Consider the following 21,326-nt stretch of genomic DNA (forward strand, 5'->3'; position numbering starts at 1 on the left):
CCATGCAGCGCCTCGACCTGCTGAACCGCTGGCAGCACGGCTTTCCGCTCGAGAGCCGGCCCTTCGCGCGCATCGCGCAGGCGCTGGGCACGGACGAGGACGCGGTGCTCGCCGGCTTCGCCGCCGCGCGCGACCACGGCTCGCTCAGCCGCATCGGCGGCGTGTGGGCGGCCGGCGCGGGCGGCGCCGCGCTGCTGGTGGCGATGGCCGTGCCGCCGGCGCGCATAGCCGCGGTGGCGGCGCAGGTCGACGCGCTGCCCGGCGTCAACCACAACTACGAGCGCGAGCACCGCTTCAACCTCTGGTTCGTGATCACCGGGCCGGACGCCGCGACGCTGCACGCGCGGCTGGCCCGGCTCGAACGCGACACCGCGCTGGCCACGCTGCGCCTGCCGATGCAGAAGGTCTACCGCATCGACCTCGGCTTCGACCTGCGCGGGCTGGCCGGCGCCGAGCCCGCCGCCGCGCCGCGCGCGGCGCCGCCGGTGGCCGATGGCGAGCGCGCGCTGGCCGCGCGCGTCGAGCACGGCCTGCCGCTGGTGGCGCGGCCCTACGCGGCCTGGGCGCGCGAGCTGGGCATCGCCGAGGATGAACTGCTCGCCACGCTGGCGCGCTGGCTCGACCGCGGCACGCTGCGCCGCTTCGGCGTCGTCGTGCGCCATCACGAACTCGGCTTCGACCGCAACGCGATGACGGTGTTCGACGTGCCGGACGACGCGGTCGACGCGCACGGCGCGCTGCTGGCCGCGCAGCCCGGCGTGACGCTGTGCTACCGGCGCGCGCGCGCCGAGGGCTGGCCGTTCAATCTCTACTGCATGGTGCACGGGCGCGAGCGCGCCACGGTGCGCGAGACCATCGCCGCCGCGGCGCGCAACGCCGGCCTGAGCGACACGCCCCATCAAGTGCTGTTCAGCACGCGCCGCTTCAAGCAGGGCGGCGGCAGTTACTTCCGCAGCGAGGCGCAGGAGGTTCAACACGAGCGGGCCGAGCGCCGGGCCGCTCCCAAGCCGGCCCGCATCCCCTCGGGGGATCGGCTGGCGTACCCGACAGCCGAGGGGCAGTCATGACCACGCCTGAGGAACCCGACCGCATCGACCGCCTGCTGATCGAGCGCCTGCACGGCGCGCTGCCGCTGACCGAGCGGCCGTTCGCCGACGTCGCCGCCGAGCTGGACCTGTCGGAAGACGCGGTGATCGAACGGCTGCGCCAGTTGCTGGCGCGCGGCACGCTGACGCGCTTCGGCCCGCTGTTCCAGATCGAGCGCGCCGGCGGCATGTTCGTGCTGGCGGCGCTGGAGGTGCCGGCGGCCGACTTCGAGCGCGTCGCGGCCGTCGTCAACGCCTTCCCCGAGGTGGCGCACAACTACCGGCGCGAGCACCGCCTGAACATGTGGTTCGTGGTGGCCGGCGAGACGCGCGAGGCGGCCTTCGCCGCGCTGGCGCGCATCGAGGCCGCCGCCGGGCTGAAGGTGCACGCCTTCCCGAAGGAACGCGAGTACTTCGTCGAGCTGCGCCTGCCGGCGGGCGCGGCGCGGGAGGACCGTCATGGCGCTGTCTGAATTCGACCGCGAGCTGATCGCCGCCACGCAGTCCGGCCTGCCGCTGGTGGCGCGGCCCTACGAGGCGGTGGGCGCGATGCTCGGCGTCGGCGGCGACGTGGTGCGCGAGCGGCTCGGCCAGATGCTGGCCGAGGGCCTGATCCGCCGCATCGGCGCGGTGCCCAACCACTACCGGCTCGGTTACCTGGCCAACGGCATGACGGTGTGGGACGTGGCCGACGAGCGCGTCGACGAACTCGGCGAGCGCGTCGGCGCGCTGGCCGGCGTCAGCCACTGCTACCGCCGCCCGCGCGAGCTGCCGCTGTGGCCCTACAACCTGTTCGCGATGCTGCACGGCCGCTCGCGCGAGGAGGTCGAGCACCAGGCGGCGCGGATCCGCGCGCTGCTCGGCGAGGCCTGCCGCGGCGGCGAGATCCTCTACAGCAGCGCGATCCTGAAGAAGACCGGCCTGCGCCTGTCGCCCCACGAAGGCTGAAGAACCATGTTCCGCGTTTCCCAATACATGCGCGAGCTGGCCCGGGCCGAGGCCAGCGGCGCCTACCCGGCCGCCTCCGCGCGCGGCGGCCCCTCGGGCCCGGTGGTGATCTGGAACCTGATCCGCCGCTGCAACCTCACCTGCAAGCACTGCTACTCGATCTCGGCCGACCACGCGTACAGCGGCGAGCTGAGCACCGCCGAGGTCTTCGCGGTGATGGACGACCTGAAGGCCTTCAAGGTGCCGGTGCTGATCCTGTCCGGCGGCGAACCGCTGATGCGCCCCGACATCTTCGACATCGCGGCGCGCGCCAAGGCGATGCGCTTCTACGTCGGGCTGTCGACCAACGGCACGCTGATCGACGCGGCGCTGGCCGACCGCATCGCCGCGCAGGGCTTCGACTACGTCGGCATCAGCCTGGACGGCATCGGCGCCACGCACGACAAGTTCCGCCGCATGCCCGGCGCGTTCGACAAGAGCCTGGCCGCGCTGCGTTTGCTGCGCGATCGCGGCGTCAAGGTCGGCATGCGCTACACGATGACGGCGATGAACGCGCACGACCTGGTGCCGCTGCTGGCGCTGATGCGCGCCGAGCGCATCGACAAGTTCTACTTTTCGCACCTGAACTACGCCGGGCGCGGCAACATCCACCGCGCGCGCGACGCGCAGTTCGACGCCACGCGCGAGGCGCTCGACGTGCTCTACGCCGCGGCCTGGCAGGCGGCGCGCGACGGCAGCGGGCAGGACTTCGTCACCGGCAACAACGACGCCGACGGCGCCTGGCTGCTGCGCTGGGTGCGCGAGCGCTTCCCGCGCTGGGAGGCGCCGCTGCGCGCGCGGCTGGTGGACTGGGGCGGCAACGCCTCGGGCGTGGCCGTCGCCAACATCGACAACCTCGGCGTCGTGCACCCCGACACCATGTGGTGGCACCACGACCTGGGCAGCGTGCGCGAACGGCCGTTCTCGGCGATCTGGATGGACACCTCGGACGCGCTGATGCGCGGCCTGAAGATGAAGCCGCGCCCCGTCGGCGGGCGCTGCGCGCAGTGCCGCCACTTCGACATCTGCGGCGGCAACACGCGCACGCGCGCCCAGCAGGTGACCGGCGACGCCTGGGCGGCCGACCCCGGCTGCTACCTCGACGACGCGGAGGTGGCCCTCGCATGAAGATCGACCTTCCCCTGTGGCTGAGGCTGGCGCTGGGCGCGTCGTTCTTCGTCGTCGCGGCCGACATGGCGCGCGCGCAGGACGGCGCCGCGGCCGACCCGGCGGCGCTGTACCGCGAGCACTGCGTCGCCTGCCACGGCGAGCAGCGCCTGGGCGTGATGGGTCCGGCGCTGCTGCCCGAGAGCCTGCAGCGCCTGCGCCCGGCCGAGGCCGTGTCGGTGATCGCCAAGGGCCGCCAGGCGACGCAGATGCCGGGTTTCGCCGAGACGCTCTCGGCCGCGCAGATCGCCGCGCTCGCGAAGTGGATCTACACGCCGGTGAGCCCCGCGCCGACCTGGAGCGAGGCGCAGATCCGCGCCTCGCGCAGCGTGGTCGAGGGCGCGGCGGGCCTGCCCGAGCGGCCCGTGTGGAAGGCCGACCCGATGAACGTGTTCCTCGTCGTCGAGGGCGGCGACCACCACGTCTCGGTGGTCGACGGCGACCGCTTCGAGGTGCTGCACCGCTTCGCCTCGCGCTTCGCGCTGCACGGCGGGCCGAAGTTCTCGCCCGACGGCCGCTTCGTCTACTTCGGCTCGCGCGACGGCTCGGATCACCAAGTACGACCTGTGGAACCTGACGGTGGTGGCCGAGGTGCGCGCCGGGCTGAACATGCGCAACGTCGCGGTGTCGGGCGACGGCCGCTGGGTGATGGCGGCCAACTACCTGCCGCACACGCTGGCGCTGTTCGACGCCGACCTGCAGCTCGTGCGCAGCTACCCCGCCGCCGCGCTCGACGGCCGGGCCAGCTCGCGCGTCTCGGCGGTGTACGACGCGCAGCCGCGCAGGAGCTTCGTGGTCGCGCTGAAGGACATCCCCGAACTCTGGGAGATCCCCTACGACGGCGACGGCGCGTTCGGCGTGCGGCGCACGCTGCTGTCCGAGCCGCTGGACGACTTCTTCTTCGACCAGGGCTACCGCCACGCGCTCGGCGCGACGCGGCCCAAGAACGACGGCAGCCCGAGCGCGCAGGTGGTGGATCTGGACAGCCGCCGGCGCGTCGCCGAGCTGCCGCTGGCCGGCATGCCGCACCTCGGCTCGGGCATCACCTTCGCGTGGAACGACACCACGGTGCTCGCCAGCCCGAACCTGAAGGACGGCGTGGTGCAGGTGATCGACATGAAGAACTGGCAGACGGTGAAGAGCATCACCACGCCCGGCCCGGGCTTCTTCATGCGCAGCCACGAGAACTCGCGCTACGCCTGGGTCGACTCGATGATGAGCCCGACCGCCAAGGACACGCTGACCGTGATCGACAAGCGCACGCTCGAGCCGGTGGCGCAGGTGAAGGAGCCCGGCCGCACGCTGGCGCACATCGAGTTCACGCGCGACGGCCGCTACGCGCTGGCCAGCGTCTGGGAGATGGACGGCGCCATCGTCGTCTACGACGCGCAGACGCTGAAGGAGGTCAGGCGCCTGCCGATGAGCAAGCCGGTGGGCAAGTACAACGTGTTCAACAAGATCACGCGCTCCGAGGGTACTTCGCACTGAGCGGGCGCTGTCAATCCCGCGTCGCCCGCTTGCGCGTCGCGCCGCGCCCGCCTACCTTGCCGCTTGCGGAGGGCGGTGATGGACCACTCGGGCGACACGATGCCGAGACCGCTGGACGAATGCGGGCCGGACACGGACTGGGGCGAAGCGCAGGAGCTTCGCTCCACCCTGGTGCTGTCGACCGCGATGGTCGACGCGTTGCGGCGGCTGCAGCCCGACGACGGCGCGGCCCCCGAGCTGCTCGAAGTCGTCGCCTGCTGCCTGCGCCTGCGCGAATCGCTGCTGCTGACCATCGCCGTCGACGGCTGGATCTGGCCGGTCACGCTGCACCCGCAGTGCGGCCTGTACAAGGCGCCGATCGACTGGCTGCACGCGCCGCCTTCCGGCCTGTGGGCCGCGCGCCTGGTGGCCTGCGAACCGCCGCATGGCGAGCCGCCGCGCCGGCATGCCGAATCGCGCCGCGCGCTGCCGCCGTGCCACTACCCGCTGGGCGAACTGCTGTGGACGCTCGCGCTGCTCGGGCCGCGCAACGCGCCGCTGCGCGCGCTGGCGGCGGGCGAACGGTTCCGCGCGCTCGGCGGCGGCAGGCCCGAGACGGCCAGCGTGCGGCTACCGGGCGCGCTGGGCTCGGCGCTGGCGCGGCTGCGCGCCGGCCCGGCCGGCTTCGAGACCATCTGCCGCTGGCCCGGCCTCGACGCGGCGCGCGCCGCGCGGCTGCTCAACGGCCTGTACCTCGAAGGCCGGCTCGTCACCGACGACGGCCCGATCGACGCCGACGCGCGCGACTCGGCCTGGAGCGACACCCAGCCGAGCCGCTGGCCGCCGCGCGGCACGGGCGTGCGTCCCAGCCCGGCATGGCGCGCGGCGCGGAACTCGTAGCGCTTGGGCTGCTTGAAGCTCGGCGCGGCAGCAGGTGGGCGAAGCTCACTGGCAAGCCATCGTCCGGACGCTCGGGAGGCCGCCGGCGGACGCGAAGCCGAGTTGCCGCGCCGCCGCCACCGATGGGGGCGTGACGGACACCGCGAACAGATCACCGTTCGACGCACCGCACACCGCAGCATGCGCCGCGCCGTCGTTGGCGCAATGGCTGGCGGATACCACCGCGCCGGCGCTGCGCAACGAAGCAACCTCGGCCTCCAGCCGCGCCTGCGTGGTCTGCGTCGCCGCGCATTGCAGGCTGCCGGAGGGTTTGTAGAGCAGGACGTGCGACTCGTCCGATCCGCCACCGCAGGCGGTGGTCACGATGAGGAGGGCGGGCGACATGGCTGCGAGCCTGATGATCTTCATGACGGCATGCTCCGGTCTCATGGCTGGCACGATAGCGCAGGGCGGACCTCCCGCTCTTGGAGGCTTTCAAGCCTCGCCGCGCAGCAGCCGCATCTGAACCGCGTCGAAGCAGATCCCGTCGAAGCGCATCGCCCGGGGCTCGAGCGCCTCGTGCTCGAAGCCCGGACCTCACGCCCCCGCGCTCGCCCTCACCGCGCCACCCAGTTCCGCATGCAGGCTCACCACCGTTCCGATCATGATCAGCGCCGGCGCGCGCACGTCGTGCCGGCGCGCCAGTTCGGGCAGCGTGGCGAGCGTGCCGACGATGCTGCGCTGGTCGGGCAGCGTGGCGCGCTCGACGATGGCCGCCGGCGTGTCGGCGGCCAGGCCGTGCGCCTGCAACTGCGCGCTGACGGTCGGCAGCGTGGCCACGCCCATGTAGATCACCACGGTCTGGCGCGGCCGCGCCAGTTGCACCCAGTCGAGTTCGGCGCCGCGCGCATCGCCCTCGCCGCGCAGGTGGCCGGTGGCGAACACCAGCGCCTCGGCGTGGTCGCGGTGGGTCAGCGGGATGCCGCTGGCCGCCGCCGCGCCCTGCGCGGCGCTGATGCCGGGAATCACGTCGAAGCCGATGCCGGCCGCCGCCAGGCCCTGCGCCTCCTCGCCGCCGCGCCCGAAGACGTAGGGGTCGCCGCCCTTGAGCCGCACCAGGCGGCGGCCGCCCTTGGCCAGCCGCACCATCAGCTCGATGATGCCGTTCTGCGACAGGCTGTGGTGGCCGCTGACCTTGCCGACGTAGACGCGGTCGGCCGAGGCCGGCACCAGCTCCAGCACGGCCTTGGAGACGAGGTTGTCGTACAGCACCAGCGTGGCCTTGCGCAGCGCGTTGGCGGCCTTCACCGTCAGCAGCTCGGGGTCGCCCGGGCCGGCGCCGACGAGCGTGACGTGGCCGGCGCCGGCCGGCGCCTCGTGGTCGGACACGAACTGGAGCGGCTCGCTGAGCAGTGACATGGCGTGCTTTCGTGCGGTCGGGGCAATGACCGCATTGCACGGCGGGTGATGCATCGCCGCCTTGAAGCAGTTCAAGACCGCGCCAGCGGCGCCTTGTTCCGGGTCAGTGCCGGATCAGCCCCGGGCCGTCACTGGCCGTAGGTGGCCAGGCTCCTGGGGTCGAGGATGTGCACGTCGCGCTTGTCGATGCGCACCAGGCCGGCGGCCTCCAGTTCGTGCAGCACGCGCGAGAAGTACTCGGGCGTCAGCGACAGCCGCGAGGCGATGGTCGCCTTGCTGACCGGCAGCGAAACGGTCACCACCTCGCCGGTGGCGCAGTCTTCGACGATCTGGTCGCGCAGCAGGTAGCCGATCACGCGCTGCATGCCGCTGTGCAGCGCATAGGCCTCGACGTCGTGCACCAGGCCGTGCAGGCGGCGCGAGATGCCGGCGAGCATGCGCATCGCGAAGCGCGGATCGCGCTCGATCTCGCCGACCACCGCCTCCTTCTTGACCGTCAGCAGCAGCGTGTCGGTGAGCGCCTGGGCGTTCACGATGTAGGGCTTGCCGGTGAACATCAGCGCCTCGGCGAAGCTGTTGCCGGGGCCGACCAGCTCGATCACCTTCTCCTGCCCGGCCGGCGAGATGGCGAACAGCTTGACCTGGCCGGTGACGGTGACGTGGAACTCCTCGCAGGGCTCGCCGACGCGGAAGACCGTCTCGCCGCGCGCCAGGCGGCGAAGCTGGCAGCCGAGCGCCAGCCGCTCCAGCTCGGTGCGGCTGAGGTCGGTGAACAGGGGCAGCACCGACAGGTAGCGCGGCAGGTCGAAGGTTCTGGCTTCCACGGGCGGGTCCGGGTCTGGCTGGGCTTGGCCGCGCGAGTGTCCCCGCCCTCACCGGGCGGGGGCTTGACGGGCATCAATCGCCGCGGCGCTCAGCGTGTCAGCCGGGCGTACACCGAGGCCAGCCGGGCCGGCAGCTCGGCCGGGCGGCGCACCTGCGCCCAGCCGCCGCGGCCGAACAGGTGCGGCAGGTACTCGTGCGCCTCCTCGTCGATGGACAGGCAGAACGGCAGCAGCCCGGCCTCGCGCGCCTCGTGCACCGCGTGGCGGGTGTCTTCCAGGCCCCAGCGGCCTTCGTAGACGTCGAGGTCGTTGGGCTTGCCGTCGGTGAGGATCAGCAGCAGGCGCTGGCGCTCGGGGCGCAGCGCGAGGCGCTTCGTCGCATGGCGCAGCGCCGCGCCCATGCGCGTGTAGTAGCCCGGCTTGATGGCGCCGACGCGCGCCTGCGCCGCGCGGCTCCAGCCCTCGTCGAAGCCCTTGAGGTGCTGCATGCGCACGTGCTGGCGCCGCACCGAGCTGAAGCCGAGCATCTCGAAGGCGTCGCCGGTGCCTTCGAGCGCCTCGCCGAAGACGTACAGCGCGTCGCGGATCACGTCGATCACGCGCGCATCGTTGTCGACGTGCGCGTCGGTCGACAGCGACAGGTCGGCCAGCAGCAGCGTCGCGAAGCTGCGCTCGCCGCGCGTGCGGCGCGCGAACACCAGCGGCTCGCGCGGCGCGGCGGCGTCGGCGCGTTCGTCGACGGCGTCGCCGGCATGGCGCACCCAGGCGTCGAGGTCGATCATCTCGCCGTCGGCGCAGCGGCGCTGCCAGCGCGGCGCGGCGCGCAGCACCTCGAAGCGGCGCCGCACCTGGCGCGCGGTGCGGCGCAGCGCGGGGCCGGGCGCGAAGGGCGCGCCGGGCTGCGCCATCAGCGTGACGACGCGGCAGTGGTCGGCTCGCAGCGCCTGACGCTTCCAGTCCCACTCGGGCAGCGTGTGCCCGGCGTCGAGCGCGACGTCGTCGACGCTGGCGCTGGGCAGGTCGAGGTCGAACTTGACGCGCGCGGCGCCGGCCTTGCCGTCGCGCGTGATGGCGAGCTGGTCCATGTCGTCGGCCGCGCGCAGCGCGTTGCCGTCGTCCTCGTCGTCGGTGGCGCGGTCCACCGGCACGTGCTCGGCCCAGGTCATCAACTGCTCGGTCTTGGACGGCAGCAGCAGCGGCGCGCGCTTGTCCTTCGGCTTGTCGAGGCGGCGCGTGCGGCGGCGCGTGTCGCTGCGCGGCGCGGCCGGGCTGCCGCCTTCGCGCGCCTCGTCGTCGTCGGCATCGCCGGCCTCGCGCTGCGACGCGGGCAGCGCTTCGAGCCAGACCCACACCGGCGCGACCTCGTGCGCGGCGATGGCGGGCGCCTCGGTCATTTCGATCGTTTCGTCGCGCAGCGCCGCCTGCACGGCCAGCTCGGCCTGCAAGGCCGCGCCGCGCAGCCGCGCGAGCGCGGGCCGCTGCGCGAGCTGCGCATCGCGCAGGCGCCGCCAGCGCGCGCGCAGGCCGGGGCAGCGCTGCAGCACGGTGGCGGTGGCGGCACGGTTGGCGGCGATCCAGCCGGCGCCGCCGCGGTCGTCGTCGTGCGCGGCGGCGAGCGCGGCCAGCCACAGGTAGAGCTCGCGGTTCAGCGCCCGGTCGTCGAACACCGCGATGCGCGGCGGCAGCGCCAGCGTGTCGGCGTCGAGCCGGGCGGTGGCGGCGCGCTGGCCGCTGCCGGCGATCTTCTGCAGCCAGCCGCGCGGCCCGCCGGCGCGCGCTTCGCCGGCCGGCACCACGCGCACGCCGTGGCCCCCGCCGGCCGCGTGGAACAGCATCGCCGCGGCGGCTTTCACCTCGTCGAGCGTGACGGCCTGCGCCGCGAAGCTGCGGTCGGCCGCGCGGGTGATCCAGCGGTGCCAACGTTCGCCGACCCACTCTTCCACGTCAGTGGCTCCGAACCGGCCGCCGGTTCATTCGTCGCCGATCACGGCGGCCACCACCTCGGCGAGTGCGCGCGCGGTGTCGGCGTCGTCGGTCAGCGCGTCCACGATGGCCGCGTGGCAGGCGGCGCGCAGCGGCATGCCGCCGGCCGCCAGCCGCGCCGCCATCACCAGCAGGCGGGTGCTGGCGGTCTCCTCCAGGTCGTGATCGGTCAGGCGGCGCAGCGCCTGCGCCAGCGCCACCAGGCTCGCCGCGGCGGGCGCGCCGCAGCCGCCCTCGGCCTCGACGATGGCGCGCTCCACCGCCGGCTCGGGGTAGCCCAGCGTCAGCGCGACGAAGCGCTGGCGCGTGCTCGGCTTCAGGCCCTTGAGCAGGTTCTGGTAGCCGGGGTTGTAGGAGATCACCAGCATGAAGCCCGGCGCGGCCGGGATCAGCTCGCCGGTGCGCTCGATCGGCAGCACGCGGCGGTCGTCGGCCAGCGGGTGCAGCACGACGGTGGTGTCCTTGCGCGCCTCGACCACTTCGTCGAGGTAGCAAATCGCGCCTTCGCGCACCGCGCGCGTCAGCGGGCCGTCGCACCAGACGGTGTCGCCGCCGGCGATCAGGTGGCGGCCGACCAGGTCGGCCGCGCTCAGGTCGTCGTGGCAGCTCACCGTGACCAGCGGGCGGCCGAGGCGCGCCGCCATGTGCTCGACGAAGCGCGTCTTGCCGCAGCCCGTCGGCCCCTTGATCAGCAGCGGCAGCCGCGCTCCGTGGGCGCGCTCGAACAGGGCGCACTCGTCGCCCTGCGCGGCGTAGTACGGCACCGCCGCGATGCGCCTGGCACTGGCCATTTCCATCGCACCACCTCGCCGCTCAGGCCGCCGCCAGGCGGGCGTCGGGCTGCGCGCTCTCGTCGGCCGCGGGACCGATGAAGAAGCTCGCCAGGTAGGTCAGCAGCCCGATGAGGAACATCACGCCGCCGGCCACGCGCACCCAGTAGAAGAAGGTCAACTGGTCCTGCGTCGCCATGAACGACATCGCGTTCTCGGTCGGGATGCGTTGCAGCCAGACCTGCAGCACGCCCGCGCCGGTGAGCGCCAGCACCATCACCGCCATGCCGATGGTCATGATCCAGAAGCTCCACATCTCCACCGCCTGGGCGCGCTTCGGGTTGGCTTCGCGGCCGCGCAGGATGGGCATCGCGTAGCTGATCATCGCGATCACCACCAGCACGTAGGCGCCGTAGAACGCCAGGTGGCCGTGCGCCGCGGTGATCTGCGAGCCGTGCGTGTAGTAGTTCACCGGGCTGAGCGTGTGGATGAAGCCCCACAGGCCGGCGCCGAGGAAGCCCATCACCGCGGTGCCCACCGCCCACAGCACGGCGGCCTGGTTCGGGTGTTCGCGCTTGCGGCGCTGCACCATGTTGAAGGCGAACAGCGTCATCATGAAGAACGGGATCGGCTCGAGCGCGCTGAACACGCTGCCCACCCAGCCCCAGTAGCCCGGCAGGCCGATGAAGTAGAAGTGGTGGCCGGTGCCGAGGATGCCGGTGACCAACGCCATCGTGATGATCAGGTACAGCCACTTGTCGATCACCTCGCGGTCGACGCCGGTGGTCTTGACCAGCACGAAGGCCAGCAGCGCGCCGAGGATCAGCTCCCAGGTGCCTTCCACCCACAGGTGCACGACGAACCACCAGTACATCTTGTCGCGCACCAGGTTGCTCGGGTTGACGAAGGCGAACAGGAACATCAGCGCCAGGCCCCACAGGCCCATCAGCAGCACCAGCGAGATCGCGGTCTTGCGGCCCTTCAGCACCGTCATGCTGATGTTGTAGAGGAAGCCCAGCGCCACGATCACGATGCCGACCTTGGTGGGCAGCGGCTGCTCGAGGAACTCGCGCCCCATGGTCTGCAGCAGTTCGTTGCCGGTCCACTCGGCCAGCGTGGCGTAGGGCACCAGCAGGTAGCCGAGGATGGTGGCCGCGCCGGCGACCAGGAACACCCAGAACAGCAGCTTGGCGAGGAAGGGGCTGTGCAGCTCGGTCTCGGCCTCCTCGGGGATCAGGTAGTAGGCCGAGCCCATGAAGCCGAACAGCAGCCACACGATCAGCAGGTTGGTGTGGACCATGCGGGCGATGTTGAACGGGATGGCCGGGAAGGCCAGGTCGCCGATCACGTACTGCAGGCCCAGCGTGAGGCCGAACACGATCTGCCCGACGAACAGGCCGATCGCCGCGGTGAAGTACAGCCGGGAGACCGACTGCGACTGGTATTTGAGCGTCATCGCTTTCATGTCGTTCTCCTCAACCCTCGATGTTCGGCGGCCACTTCTCGGTGTCCACGCCGTTGGTCCACTTCAGGAACTCGACCATGTCGTCGAGCTGCGCATCGGTGAAATTGAAGTTGGGCATCTGGCGGCGCCCCGGCGCGCCGGTGGGCTGGCTCTTCATCCAGGCCTTGATGAACTCGGGGCCGCGGCGCTGGTAGACGTTGCCCAGTTCCGGCGCGAAGTACGCGCCCTCGCCGAGCAGCGTGTGGCAGCCGATGCAGTTGCGCGTCTCCCATAGGTGCTTGCCGCGCACCACCGCCGGCGTGATCTCGCCGGACTTCGAGCGTTCGGGGATGCGGCTCTCGGTGTGCAGGATCAGCGCGGCGAACAGCAGCACGAAGAACACCGTGCCGCCGTAGAAGACGTTGCGCGCCGCCTGGCTGGTGAAGCCTTGGGCCATGAAAATCTCCGCAGGTTGTGGGTGTGCATAGCCTACGGATGCGCTCGGGAATTTCCTTGAACCGGAATAAGAAGAACGCGCCGCCCTCGGGGGGGCGCGGCGCTGCGCTTGCGCTGGATCAAGTCGGCGCGGTCGGGCCCAGGGCGGGCAGCAGCTCGGCGTGGCCGCGCGGCGTCAGCGCCAGCGCGCGGCCCTCGCCGCGCGTCAGCCAGCCGCGCGCCAGGCAATGCGCCAGCAGTTCGTCGGCGAGCTGGCCGGCCAGGTGGTCGCGCCGCTGCGACCAGTCCATGCAGGCGTAGGCATAGCGGCGCCGGCCGTTCGGCGCGGCGGGCGCGAAGCCGAGGCCGCTGCCCAGCCAGGCGCGCCCGGCGTCGCTGAGCGCAAAGCCCTCGGCCGCGACGAGCAGGCCGCCGCGCTCGCGCAGCGCGTCGAACAGGCGCACGCCGAGCCGGCCCGCGAGGTGCCCGTAGCAGCAGCGCGCCTCGCGCAGCCGGGCGCGCTCGGGGCGCTGCCAGGCGGCGTCGCGCTCGCCCGCCTCGGCCACCAGCGCCAGCGCTTCGAGCGCATGCGCCACCGTCGGGCTGGCGAGCCGGTAGTAGCGGTGCCGGCCGCGCGGCTCGCAGATCACGAAGCCGGCGTCGAGCAGTTGCGCGAGGTGGCCGCTGGCGGTGGCCGGCGTCACCGAGGCGGCGGCGGCCAGCTCGCCGGCGGTGGCCGCCTCGCCGGAGAGCAGCCGGCTCAGCATGCGCGAGCGCGCCGCGTCGGCCACCATCGCGGCGCTGCGGGCGAGGCGGGGTTCGTGTTCGCGCGGCATGGGTTCAGGCTATCACCGGCTCGCGCGTGCCGGGCACGTCTTCCAGCCAGCTACGCTCTTCGCTCAGGATGAAGCGCTCGCGCTGCGCGAAAGCGAAATTCCCGTGCCCTTCGGGGTCGGCCTTGAGCACCGCGCGGTAGCGCTCGTAGGCGGCCAGGCTGTCGAAACCGATCAGCCCCCAGGCGATGTCGTTGCTGCCTTCGTGCGGCAGGAAGTAGCCGATCAGCCGCCCGCCGCAGCGCGGGATGATGCGGCCCCAGGCCTCGGCATAAGCCTTGAAGGCATCGCGCTGGAACGGGTCGATGCGGTAGCGGATGAAGCAGGTGATGTTCATGGCCGCACTGTGCCGCGCCGCGCTCCGGCGATGCTTCGGCGCGCACCGAAGCGTCGGCTTTGGGCATGTCCCGTTCGGGCTGAGCCCTTCGACAAGCTCAGGGCGAACGGAGGCCTCAGGGCGAACGGGGAATCCGCGGCCTCAATCGTCGCGCGGCGCGCCGATGCGCTCCAGGCAGCGCCGATAGCGCTCGTCGACGCGCCGGGCGAACCACTCGGTGGTCAGCTTGCGCGTGATCTTCGGGCTGTGCAGCTCGATCTTCGGCAGCGCGGCGCGCGGCAGCGCGCGGCGGTCGAGCTGTTCGGCGTAGGCGAACACGCGCTCGGCCAGCGCGGTCTTCTCGAAGCCGGCGTCCTCGCCTCTTTCGAGATCGCGCCGGACCGCCGCTTCGCTCAGGCCCAGCCGCGCGGCCAGCGACTGCGCGGCGCGTTCGGTTTCGCCGCGCTGCGCGCCGGGCGCGACGAGGTCGCCGTCGGGCGTGACCGGCAGGCCCGAGGCCACGGCCAGCGCGTTCTGGAACGCCGCGTTGCGGCTCGCCCAGCGCCCGGCGTTGAAGTCGGCGAAGCGGTAGAGGGCCTGCTCGTAGGGCGCCTCGTAGCCGAGCAGGTGCGCCGCGCCGAAGTACAGCCCGCCGCGGCGCGTGAACACCTCGCGCCGCACCGACTCGCGCAGTTCATACGGATAGGGCCGCTGCTTCGCGTGCGCCTCGGCGAAGGCGATGCTCACCTGCATGGGCCCGCCGGTGCGCACCGGGTTGCGGTCGGCGAGCAGGCTCCGGCCCAGAGGCACCATGCCGATGAAGTCCTCGAACACCTCGCTGAGCTGGCGCTCGGTCTTCACCGCGGCTATGCGCTCGGCGTAGCTGCGCCCGTCCGGCGAGGACAGCGCCAGCGCGCCGCGCACCGCGAACATCGGCACGCCGGCCGCGCCGGCGCGGCGCTCGATCTCCTTCCATGCCATGCCGCCGAGCCCCGGCACCGCCGGGTCGGCGCGAAAGCCCGACTCCTGCTCGGTGACGGCCATCACCGCGCACAGGTTGCCGGCGGTCGAGGGCAGCTCCTGCGCGGCCAGCGCGGCATGGATGTCGGCGGCCCAGCCGGCGCGGTCGGAAAGATTGGCCGGCAGCACGCGCAGCACGGCCTCGCGCGCCTCGCTGGGGCCCATGCCCTGCGGCGCGGCCGGCGGCGTGGCGCAGCCGGCGGCGAACAGCGCGAGCGGAACGATCGCGGCCCAGGCGAGGCGAAGGCGGTGCGGCATGGCGCCGCATTCTGCCCTCGCGCCGCCCTCGCCCGGCGCGCCTTCAACGCGCCGCCTTCTCCGGCCTGGCGAGCTTCTCCAGCACGGCCAGCGTGCCGCGCGCCGCCTGCGCGTAGTGCGCCGGGCCGTCGCGCAGCGCCTGCGCCACGGCGCGGGCGAACAGCTTGTCGACCTCGGCGTGCGGATCGCGCGACTTCTCGAACTGCGCGCGCAGCGCCCAGGGCTCGGCCGGCAGGCCGGCGAACACCGTGTGCGCCAGCGTGCCGAGCACGCCGAGGCGGAACTCCGCCGTGGGCAGCAGCGGCGCCGGGCTGGCCGCGCCGTTGACGCCGGCCAGCGCCTCGAAGGCCGGCTGCGCCGCGAGCAGCTCGCCGACCAGGCCGGCGGCGCTGCCGCGCCCGTCGCGCAGGTCGAGCGCCGCTTCGACGCGCGCGCCCAGCGCCACCAGCTCGGGCCAGGGCGGGCGCGGCGGCAGCTCGCGCACTTCCTCGTACAGCGGGAAGGTGTAGCGGATCGCCACCAGGTCGAGGTACCAGCGGCACCAGCGCACCGGCGCGATCCACTGCGCGATGTTGCGGTAGTACTGCGCGATCTTGCCGAACGCGGCGTTGGGCACGAAGTTGTTCGAGCCCGGCGGCACGAAAGCCCCCAGCCCGCTGCGCCCGGCCGCGCCGGTGCCGTCGAGGTTGATGTTGACGAAGTGGTGCCAGGTGGCGTCGCAGACGATGCGCCCGAGCGAGACGCGGTGGCCGTCGTAGGCCGAGATCGCGCCGAAGCAGCGCGGCGCCACCGGCCCCTTCTCGGCGATGCGCCCGCCCGACACCGAGGTGGCCACGATCTGCGGCGCGAGCCGCGTGCTGCTGCCCGGCAGCGCGGGGAACTCGTTGCCGTCGATGCCGCTGACCAGGTCGTAGGGCTGGTGCAGCGCGCTGCCGGCGTAGCACTCGCTCTCGTGCGGATGGTCGGGCAGCACGTCGATCACGCCGAAGCGCGGGTCGGTGCTGCCGGGCAGGCGCAGCAGCGGGTGCGCGAGCGGGCTGCCGGTGGCGCTGTCGAAGTGCGGGAAGATGCGCTGCGGCAGCGTGTCGGACTGGCTGTTGAAGTTCCACTCGCCGTCGGGCGATGGCTGGTTCACCGTGTCGATGCGGTTCGGCCCGCCGATCGGCACGCCCGACCACTCGCGCATCTTGCGGATGCGCGGCAGCCGCCCGCTCATGCCCTGGCCCAGGTTCTCGTGGTCGCCGGTGGCGAACACGCCGCCTTGCGCGGCCATGAAGGCGGCGATCACGCGCACCTCGGCGTCGGGAATCGGCGCCGAGCCGATGCCGAAGATCCAGAGCTGGTCGAAGCGGCGCGCGGCGCCGTTCATCAGCGCGTGCGCGGCGCCCGAGTCGACGAAGCGGAAGTTCTTGTGGAACGTGAACTTCGCCTTCATCGCGGCGCTGGCCACGTCGTCGCTGTCGGCGCGGTGCGCGATGTGGATCACGGGCGCCAGGCCGTGCGGCGAGGCGGTCTCCAGCGCGAGCAGGAAGCGCGTCAGGCCGAAGCCGTTGCTCTCGTTGAAGTCCAGCCCGTCGGCGACGACGAGGATGCGCTGCGCGCACTGGCGCCACGGCAGCAGGATCTGGTCCAGCCACGGCGGGCGGCGGATGTCGATGAGCGTGAGGTCGCGCGCGACCGGAAGGGCGGCCGCATCGGCCTTCTTGGCTGCTTTGGGCATGGCAAGCTCCTGTGGAAGAGGTGTGCCTGCACCCTAGGCGGCGGCGCGCGGCGCGCCCACCCCTAGCGGGCCCCGACAGCCTAGGGAGTGCGCGCCGACTCGATCAGCTTCACCAGCGCGTGCAGCGCGCGGTTCACCGGCGTGGCCACGCCCAGCGCCTCGCCGCGCCGCGCGACGAAGCCGTTGAGGTGGTCGATCTCGCTGGGCTTGCCGCGCGCCAGGTCCTGCGCGGTCGACGACATCTGCGCCGGCATCGCATCGCCGAGCCGTTCCATCGCCTGCACACACTCGTCGAGCACGAGCGGCTGGCCGTCGGCGCGCGCCACCGCCACCACCTCTTCCACCGCCGCGCGCATCAGCGCGCGGATCTCGGCGCGCGCGGCCATGCGGCCATAGGGCTGCTGCGCGATCGCCGAGATCGCGTTGTAGGCGCAGTTGAGCATCAGCTTGCGCCACAGCTCGGCCATCACGTCGGCGCGCACCGCCACCGGCACCTGCGCGGCGATGAACAGCTCGGCCACGGCGCGCAGGCGCGGTTGCAGGGCCGCGTCGGGCGAGCCGATCACCAGGTCGCCGCGGCCGTGGTGCGCCACCGTGCCGGGCGCCGGCAGCGCGGTGGCGACGTAGACCACCGCGGGCACCACCGCGACATCGGCGGCGACGTGGCGCGCGATGGTGGCCGCGTTGTCCACGCCGTTCTGCAGGCTCAGCACCAGCGCGCCGGGCTTCAGGTGCGGCGCCATCGCACGCGCCGCCGCCTCGGTGTCGGGCGACTTGACGCACACGAGCACGAGCTCGGCGCCGCGCACCGCGGCGATGTCGGTGTCGGCGCCGATCGCGACGATCTCGCTGCCGGCGCCGGACTCCAGCCGCAGCCCGCCGCGCCGGATCGCCTCGACATGCGCCGCGCGGCCGATCAGCACCACCGGATGCCCGGCGCGCGCCAGCATCGCGCCGAACCAACTGCCGACCGCGCCGGCGCCGACCACGGCAATGTGGTGAAAACTCGTGGGATCGTTCATGGCCGGCGCAGTATGCCGGCGGCGCCGCCGCGCCGCTCGGTTAGGCTCGGCACATGAACGACATCGACCCGACCCTGGACACGAAAAAGCCCCGCATCAAGCAGCCGCCGGTGCTGTTCGCCAAGACGCAGGCCGTGATCGCCAAGCTCGCCGGACGCCTCGGCGGGCCGATCGTGAGCTACTGGAACAACCCGCGCGGCTCGGTGTGCCACTCCGACGTGCTGGCGCTGTACGACGTGCTGGGCCGGCTCGGGCAGCACGACACCATCCACCTGTTCATCAAGTCCGACGGCGGCAGCGGCCAGGTGTCGCTGCGCCTGGTGAACCTGCTGCGCCAGCATTGCCGCCAGCTCGTCGCGCTGGTGCCGCTCGAATGCGCCTCGGCCGCGACGATGATCGCGCTGGGCGCCGACCGCATCCTGATGGGGCCGACCGCCTACCTCACCGCGGTGGACACCTCGCTGAACCACGCGCTGTCGCCGGTGGACCGCGACAACGAGCGCGTCAGCGTCAGCCTCGACGAGCTGACGCGCGTGATCCGCCTGTGGCGCGAGCAGCAGGGCGACACCGCCGAGAACCCCTACCGCTCGCTGTTCGAGTACGTGCACCCGCTGGTGATCGGCGCGGTGGACCGGGCCGAGTCGCTGTCGATCATGCTGTGCCGCGAGTTGCTGGCGAACCACATCGCCGACGAGGCGGCGGCCGAGCGCATCGCGACGACGCTGAACTCCAAGTACCCCTCGCACAGCTACCCGATCCTGCTCGACGAGGCGGTGAAGATCGGCCTGAAGGCCGAGCGCATGCCGGCCGACGTGAACACGCTGCTGCTCGAGCTGAACGCGCACTACAGCGAGATGGGCCAGAAGGCGACCACCGACTTCGACGAGATGCGCGCGCACGGCAACGAGATCGTCAACATCTGGGAGGCCGCCGGCGTGCAGGTGTTCTACCAGCAGGACAAGGACTGGTTCTACCGCGCCGAGGAGCGCCGCTGGATCACGATGAACGACGACAGCGGCTGGCGGCGCATCGAGCGCGTGGGCGGCAAGATCCGCCGCACGCTGCTGCACGTGGCCTGAGCGTCAGAAGTCGGCGCGCAGCGTCAGCCGCAGCGTGCGCGGCTCGGCGGGGTGGATGTGCCGGTCGGCCACCGGCGCGGCCTCGTCGGGCAGTTGCGATTCGTAGAAGTACTGGATGTCGTCGACCTTGCGGTCGAACAGGTTGAACACGTCCAGCGTCAGCTCGGCCTTCGCGCCCAGCCTGCGCGCGATGCGCAGGTTCGTGGTGAGCGACGACTTCGAGCGCACGCTGTTGTCCTCGACCAGCGCGCCCGAGCCGAGGTAGCGCCATTGCAGGCTGGCCGACCAGGGGCCCAGCTCGCGCACCGACACCGCCAGCGAGGCCACCTTGTCGACGGCGTTCGGGATGCGCCGGCCCGCCGGGTCGGCATCGGCGAAGCGCGCATGCGTCCAGGCCAGGTCGGCGTCGAGCAGCAGCCAGGGCAGCGGCAGGTAGCGGTTGTTCCACTCGATGCCGCGGCGCGTGCTGGGGCGGTTCGGCTCGGTGGCGCCGGCGTCGCCGACGTAGACCAGCTCCGAATCGACATCCAGCTTCCACAGCGCCAGCGAGCTTTGCAGCCCCGGCAGCCACTCGCTGCGCGCGCCGACCTCGAGGCCGCGCGCGGCCACCAGGCCGGGCGCATCGACGACCACGCCGCGCGCGTCGTTGCTGTGGAAGCCGCGCCCGGCGTTGAGGAAGAACTCCGTCCTGCGCCACGGCCCGAGCACCAGCGAGAGCTTGGACGAGAGCAGGTGGTCGGAAGCCCTGCCCGAGTTGGCGGCGTCGGACAGGCCGTCGACCTCGAAGCGCGCGCCGTCGGCGCGCAGGCCGGCGATGCCGCGCAGCCACGGCGTCAGCGCCACCGTGGTCTGGCCGTAGACGCCGAGCTGCGTCTGGCGCACCTCGTCGTCGCGCGTGGTCGCGACGATCTCGCGCGCCGCGGTGTCGAACAGGCCGACGCGGATGCGGTCGTGGCGCAACTGCACGCCGACCTCGCTGCGCGCCGCGAAGCGGCCCAGCATGTGGTCGACCGCGTGGCTGGCGCTGAAACCGTAGATCGTGCGCCGGTCCTGCTGCGAGAACTGGTCGCCGGTGGCTGGCCGTTCGAGCGCGTAGGTGAAGTTGGAGAACAGCTTCAGCCGGTAGTCGATGGCGTAGGCGGCGAACCTGCTCGCGCCCGAGCCCGTATCGCGATGCCATTCGCCCGACAGGCTGGCGCGCCGGCTGTTGCCGCCGTCGCTGGGGTCCAGCGAGCCGAAGCGGTCCAGCCCGGCGTCCATCGCGCGCTGCGGAATCTGGTCGGTGGAGTCCCACTTCGCGTCGTAGGCCATCAGGCTGCCGCTCCAGCCTTCGGCGCGCGTGCCGCCGCTCAGCGTCAGCAGCGCATTGGCCTTGCGCAGGCGCTCGGGCACCACCCAGGGCCCGTCGTTGCGCATCAGTTCCACCGCGCCCAGCAGTTGCAGCCCTTCGCCCACCCCGGCCGAGCCGCCGCCGACCAGGCGCCGGTACTGGCGCTCGCCCAGCGTCAGCGCGGCGAAGGGCGCGTCCAGCGTGCGGCGGTATTCGATGTCCGCCGAGCCCGCCGCGGCGAAGTCGCCATTGCGCGCGAAGTACGGCCCCTTGCGGTACTCGATGCGATCCACCAGTTCGGGCATCAGGAAGTTGAGATCGGAGTAGCCCTGGCCGTGGCCATGCGTCGGCATGTTGACCGGCAGGCCGTTGACCGTGGTGGCGAAGTCGGTGCCGTGGTCGAGGTTGAAGCCGCGCAGGAAGTACTGGTTGGCCTTGCCGTCGCCGGAGTGCTGCGTGACGATCACGCCCGGCACGAACTCCAGCACCTCGCCGGGGCGCAGCGCCGGCCGGCTCTTCAGCAGCTCGGCGCGCACCGCGCCCTGCGAGGCGGCGTCGGACGTGCCGACGGCGTTGTCGTAGTGGCGCGCGGTGATCTCGACGCGCTCCAGTTCGGGCGCCTGGGTCTGCGCCTGCGCGGCCGTGGCGGCCAGCATCAAGGTCCACGCTGCCGATCTCTTCATGCCCGTTGCTCCTGCCTCGTATGACGATTTTTAACTTCGTCATACAAGAAGCGTGCCGCGCGCCGCCGGCACGGCCGCGCGCAGGCGGGCCCAGGGTTTATCCGTGATCGCCGCGCTGCCGGCCGGCGCTGCGAAGCGGCAGATCCGTTAGCGCCGCCGAGTCGCCGCCGGCACCAGGTGCTCGTGACCGTGGGCACGGTGCACCGCCATCGGCACGAGGTGCAGGTTGCCGTGGCTCACGCCGGGCTGCGTGATCACCGTCTGCGCGAAGGCCCGCACCGACGCTGTCCTGCCGCGCAGGATCACGGTCTCGATGCAGTGATCGTGGTCGAGGTGCGCGTGCATGGTCGAGACGGTCAGGTCGTGGTGCTCGTGCTGCAGATCGGTCAGCCGCGCCGCCAACTGGCGCTGGTGGTGGTTGTAGACGTAGCTCAGCGTCGCCACGCAGGGCGCCTCGGGGCGCTCGCGCAGCCGCGCGCTGCCGAGGTCGTGGCGCAGCAGGTCGCGGAAGGCCTCGGAGCGGTTCTGGTAGCCGCGCTCCTGCACCAGCGCCTCGAAGGCATCGGCCAGATCGTCGTCGAGGGACATCGTGAGGCGCTTCATGG

At 72.5% G+C, this 21,326-nt stretch carries 20 protein-coding genes and 1 pseudogene; 7 read left to right on the top strand and 14 right to left on the bottom strand.

Annotated features, from left to right (window positions below; translation table 11 throughout):
- The first annotated feature begins 2 nt into the window (after positions 1–2).
- The 6 genes and pseudogenes from QM792_RS16900 to QM792_RS16925 all read left to right on the top strand — a co-directional run bounded on the left by QM792_RS16900 (position 3) and on the right by QM792_RS16925 (position 5,606).
- Entirely contained in the window at positions 3–1,067 is a 1,065-nt protein-coding gene (locus QM792_RS16900) for an Lrp/AsnC family transcriptional regulator (protein ID WP_415151268.1), read from the top strand.
- Complete coding sequence (locus QM792_RS16905) at positions 1,064–1,558, top strand: Lrp/AsnC family transcriptional regulator (protein WP_415151269.1); 495 nt, start codon at positions 1,064–1,066, stop codon at positions 1,556–1,558. Before QM792_RS16900 ends, QM792_RS16905 begins: the two co-directional genes overlap by 4 nt.
- Positions 1,545–2,033, top strand: coding sequence for an Lrp/AsnC family transcriptional regulator (locus QM792_RS16910; RefSeq protein WP_415151270.1), 489 nt, complete (start codon positions 1,545–1,547; stop codon positions 2,031–2,033). The genes QM792_RS16905 and QM792_RS16910 overlap by 14 nt, the downstream gene beginning before the upstream one ends.
- A 6-nt stretch (positions 2,034–2,039) precedes the next feature.
- Positions 2,040–3,200 (top strand): heme d1 biosynthesis radical SAM protein NirJ, encoded by a 1,161-nt coding sequence (gene nirJ / locus QM792_RS16915; protein ID WP_415151271.1) that lies wholly within the window; start codon positions 2,040–2,042, stop codon positions 3,198–3,200.
- A pseudogene (locus tag QM792_RS16920) lies at positions 3,197–4,727 on the top strand (cytochrome D1 domain-containing protein). The gene nirJ and the pseudogene QM792_RS16920 overlap by 4 nt, the downstream one beginning before the upstream one ends.
- Before the next feature lie 99 nt (positions 4,728–4,826).
- Positions 4,827–5,606 carry a hypothetical protein gene (locus QM792_RS16925; RefSeq protein ID WP_415151272.1) on the top strand — a complete coding sequence of 260 codons (780 nt, stop codon included), beginning with the start codon at positions 4,827–4,829 and terminating at the stop codon, positions 5,604–5,606.
- Positions 5,607–5,651: 45 nt separating this feature from the next.
- Here the strand turns inward: QM792_RS16925 and QM792_RS16930 are convergent, their stop codons facing one another.
- The 12 genes from QM792_RS16930 to QM792_RS16985 all read right to left on the bottom strand — a co-directional run bounded on the left by QM792_RS16930 (position 5,652) and on the right by QM792_RS16985 (position 17,629).
- On the bottom strand, positions 5,652–6,014 hold the full coding sequence (locus QM792_RS16930; RefSeq protein WP_415151273.1) for a hypothetical protein: 363 nt from the start codon (positions 6,012–6,014) through the stop codon (positions 5,652–5,654).
- A 168-nt stretch (positions 6,015–6,182) separates the two neighbouring features.
- Positions 6,183–7,004 carry a uroporphyrinogen-III C-methyltransferase gene (gene cobA / locus QM792_RS16935; protein WP_415151274.1) on the bottom strand — a complete coding sequence of 274 codons (822 nt, stop codon included), beginning with the start codon at positions 7,002–7,004 and terminating at the stop codon, positions 6,183–6,185.
- A gap of 128 nt (positions 7,005–7,132) precedes the next feature.
- The gene (locus tag QM792_RS16940) at positions 7,133–7,828 is read right to left on the bottom strand and encodes a Crp/Fnr family transcriptional regulator (RefSeq protein ID WP_415151275.1); all 696 of its coding nucleotides are present in this window, start codon (positions 7,826–7,828) and stop codon (positions 7,133–7,135) included.
- A gap of 89 nt (positions 7,829–7,917) precedes the next feature.
- Positions 7,918–9,771 carry a nitric oxide reductase activation protein NorD gene (locus QM792_RS16945; RefSeq protein WP_415151276.1) on the bottom strand — a complete coding sequence of 618 codons (1,854 nt, stop codon included), beginning with the start codon at positions 9,769–9,771 and terminating at the stop codon, positions 7,918–7,920.
- Positions 9,772–9,798: 27 nt separating this feature from the next.
- Positions 9,799–10,608, bottom strand: coding sequence for a CbbQ/NirQ/NorQ/GpvN family protein (locus tag QM792_RS16950; protein ID WP_415151277.1), 810 nt, complete (start codon positions 10,606–10,608; stop codon positions 9,799–9,801).
- Between the two features lie 16 nt (positions 10,609–10,624).
- Complete coding sequence (locus QM792_RS16955) at positions 10,625–12,046, bottom strand: cbb3-type cytochrome c oxidase subunit I (RefSeq protein ID WP_415151278.1); 1,422 nt, start codon at positions 12,044–12,046, stop codon at positions 10,625–10,627.
- 10 nt (positions 12,047–12,056) lie between these two features.
- Positions 12,057–12,482, bottom strand: a complete 426-nt coding sequence (locus QM792_RS16960) for a c-type cytochrome (RefSeq protein WP_415151279.1) — start codon at positions 12,480–12,482, stop codon at positions 12,057–12,059.
- Between the two features lie 118 nt (positions 12,483–12,600).
- On the bottom strand, positions 12,601–13,296 hold the full coding sequence (locus tag QM792_RS16965) for an ArsR/SmtB family transcription factor (RefSeq protein WP_415151280.1): 696 nt from the start codon (positions 13,294–13,296) through the stop codon (positions 12,601–12,603).
- A 4-nt stretch (positions 13,297–13,300) separates the two neighbouring features.
- Positions 13,301–13,630: an NIPSNAP family protein gene (locus QM792_RS16970; protein WP_415151281.1), complete on the bottom strand. Its 330-nt coding sequence runs from the start codon at positions 13,628–13,630 to the stop codon at positions 13,301–13,303.
- A 141-nt stretch (positions 13,631–13,771) separates the two neighbouring features.
- Positions 13,772–14,887: a DUF1615 domain-containing protein gene (locus QM792_RS16975; RefSeq protein ID WP_415151282.1), complete on the bottom strand. Its 1,116-nt coding sequence runs from the start codon at positions 14,885–14,887 to the stop codon at positions 13,772–13,774.
- Between the two features lie 43 nt (positions 14,888–14,930).
- Complete coding sequence (locus QM792_RS16980; RefSeq protein WP_415151283.1) at positions 14,931–16,607, bottom strand: hypothetical protein; 1,677 nt, start codon at positions 16,605–16,607, stop codon at positions 14,931–14,933.
- Between the two features lie 80 nt (positions 16,608–16,687).
- On the bottom strand, positions 16,688–17,629 hold the full coding sequence (locus QM792_RS16985) for a ketopantoate reductase family protein (RefSeq protein ID WP_415151284.1): 942 nt from the start codon (positions 17,627–17,629) through the stop codon (positions 16,688–16,690).
- A gap of 53 nt (positions 17,630–17,682) precedes the next feature.
- Between QM792_RS16985 and QM792_RS16990 the strand changes: the two genes are divergently transcribed.
- Positions 17,683–18,708, top strand: a complete 1,026-nt coding sequence (locus QM792_RS16990; RefSeq protein WP_415151285.1) for an SDH family Clp fold serine proteinase — start codon at positions 17,683–17,685, stop codon at positions 18,706–18,708.
- 3 nt (positions 18,709–18,711) lie between these two features.
- Here the strand turns inward: QM792_RS16990 and QM792_RS16995 are convergent, their stop codons facing one another.
- Positions 18,712–20,721 (bottom strand): TonB-dependent receptor, encoded by a 2,010-nt coding sequence (locus QM792_RS16995; RefSeq protein WP_415151286.1) that lies wholly within the window; start codon positions 20,719–20,721, stop codon positions 18,712–18,714.
- A gap of 147 nt (positions 20,722–20,868) precedes the next feature.
- Positions 20,869–21,324, bottom strand: a complete 456-nt coding sequence (gene nikR, locus QM792_RS17000) for a nickel-responsive transcriptional regulator NikR (RefSeq protein ID WP_415151287.1) — start codon at positions 21,322–21,324, stop codon at positions 20,869–20,871.
- Positions 21,325–21,326: the final 2 nt, after the last annotated feature.

The organism is Piscinibacter sp., from assembly GCF_047600445.1.
Classification (GTDB): Bacteria; Pseudomonadota; Gammaproteobacteria; order Burkholderiales; family Burkholderiaceae_C; genus Piscinibacter.

What these genes read in the sequence shown, in the direction of transcription:
- QM792_RS16900 (WP_415151268.1), top strand. Translation starts at nt 3, where the DNA reads ATGCAGCGCCTCGACCTGCTGAACCGCTGGCAGCACGGCTTTCCGCTC.
- QM792_RS16905 (WP_415151269.1), top strand. Translation starts at nt 1,064, where the DNA reads ATGACCACGCCTGAGGAACCCGACCGCATCGACCGCCTGCTGATCGAG.
- QM792_RS16910 (WP_415151270.1), top strand. Translation starts at nt 1,545, where the DNA reads ATGGCGCTGTCTGAATTCGACCGCGAGCTGATCGCCGCCACGCAGTCC.
- nirJ (WP_415151271.1), top strand. Translation starts at nt 2,040, where the DNA reads ATGTTCCGCGTTTCCCAATACATGCGCGAGCTGGCCCGGGCCGAGGCC.
- QM792_RS16925 (WP_415151272.1), top strand. Translation starts at nt 4,827, where the DNA reads ATGCCGAGACCGCTGGACGAATGCGGGCCGGACACGGACTGGGGCGAA.
- QM792_RS16930 (WP_415151273.1), bottom strand. Translation starts at nt 6,014, where the DNA reads ATGAAGATCATCAGGCTCGCAGCCATGTCGCCCGCCCTCCTCATCGTG.
- cobA (WP_415151274.1), bottom strand. Translation starts at nt 7,004, where the DNA reads ATGTCACTGCTCAGCGAGCCGCTCCAGTTCGTGTCCGACCACGAGGCG.
- QM792_RS16950 (WP_415151277.1), bottom strand. Translation starts at nt 10,608, where the DNA reads ATGGAAATGGCCAGTGCCAGGCGCATCGCGGCGGTGCCGTACTACGCC.
- QM792_RS16955 (WP_415151278.1), bottom strand. Translation starts at nt 12,046, where the DNA reads ATGAAAGCGATGACGCTCAAATACCAGTCGCAGTCGGTCTCCCGGCTG.
- QM792_RS16960 (WP_415151279.1), bottom strand. Translation starts at nt 12,482, where the DNA reads ATGGCCCAAGGCTTCACCAGCCAGGCGGCGCGCAACGTCTTCTACGGC.
- QM792_RS16965 (WP_415151280.1), bottom strand. Translation starts at nt 13,296, where the DNA reads ATGCCGCGCGAACACGAACCCCGCCTCGCCCGCAGCGCCGCGATGGTG.
- QM792_RS16970 (WP_415151281.1), bottom strand. Translation starts at nt 13,630, where the DNA reads ATGAACATCACCTGCTTCATCCGCTACCGCATCGACCCGTTCCAGCGC.
- QM792_RS16975 (WP_415151282.1), bottom strand. Translation starts at nt 14,887, where the DNA reads ATGCCGCACCGCCTTCGCCTCGCCTGGGCCGCGATCGTTCCGCTCGCG.
- QM792_RS16980 (WP_415151283.1), bottom strand. Translation starts at nt 16,607, where the DNA reads ATGCCCAAAGCAGCCAAGAAGGCCGATGCGGCCGCCCTTCCGGTCGCG.
- QM792_RS16985 (WP_415151284.1), bottom strand. Translation starts at nt 17,629, where the DNA reads ATGAACGATCCCACGAGTTTTCACCACATTGCCGTGGTCGGCGCCGGC.
- QM792_RS16990 (WP_415151285.1), top strand. Translation starts at nt 17,683, where the DNA reads ATGAACGACATCGACCCGACCCTGGACACGAAAAAGCCCCGCATCAAG.
- QM792_RS16995 (WP_415151286.1), bottom strand. Translation starts at nt 20,721, where the DNA reads ATGAAGAGATCGGCAGCGTGGACCTTGATGCTGGCCGCCACGGCCGCG.
- nikR (WP_415151287.1), bottom strand. Translation starts at nt 21,324, where the DNA reads ATGAAGCGCCTCACGATGTCCCTCGACGACGATCTGGCCGATGCCTTC.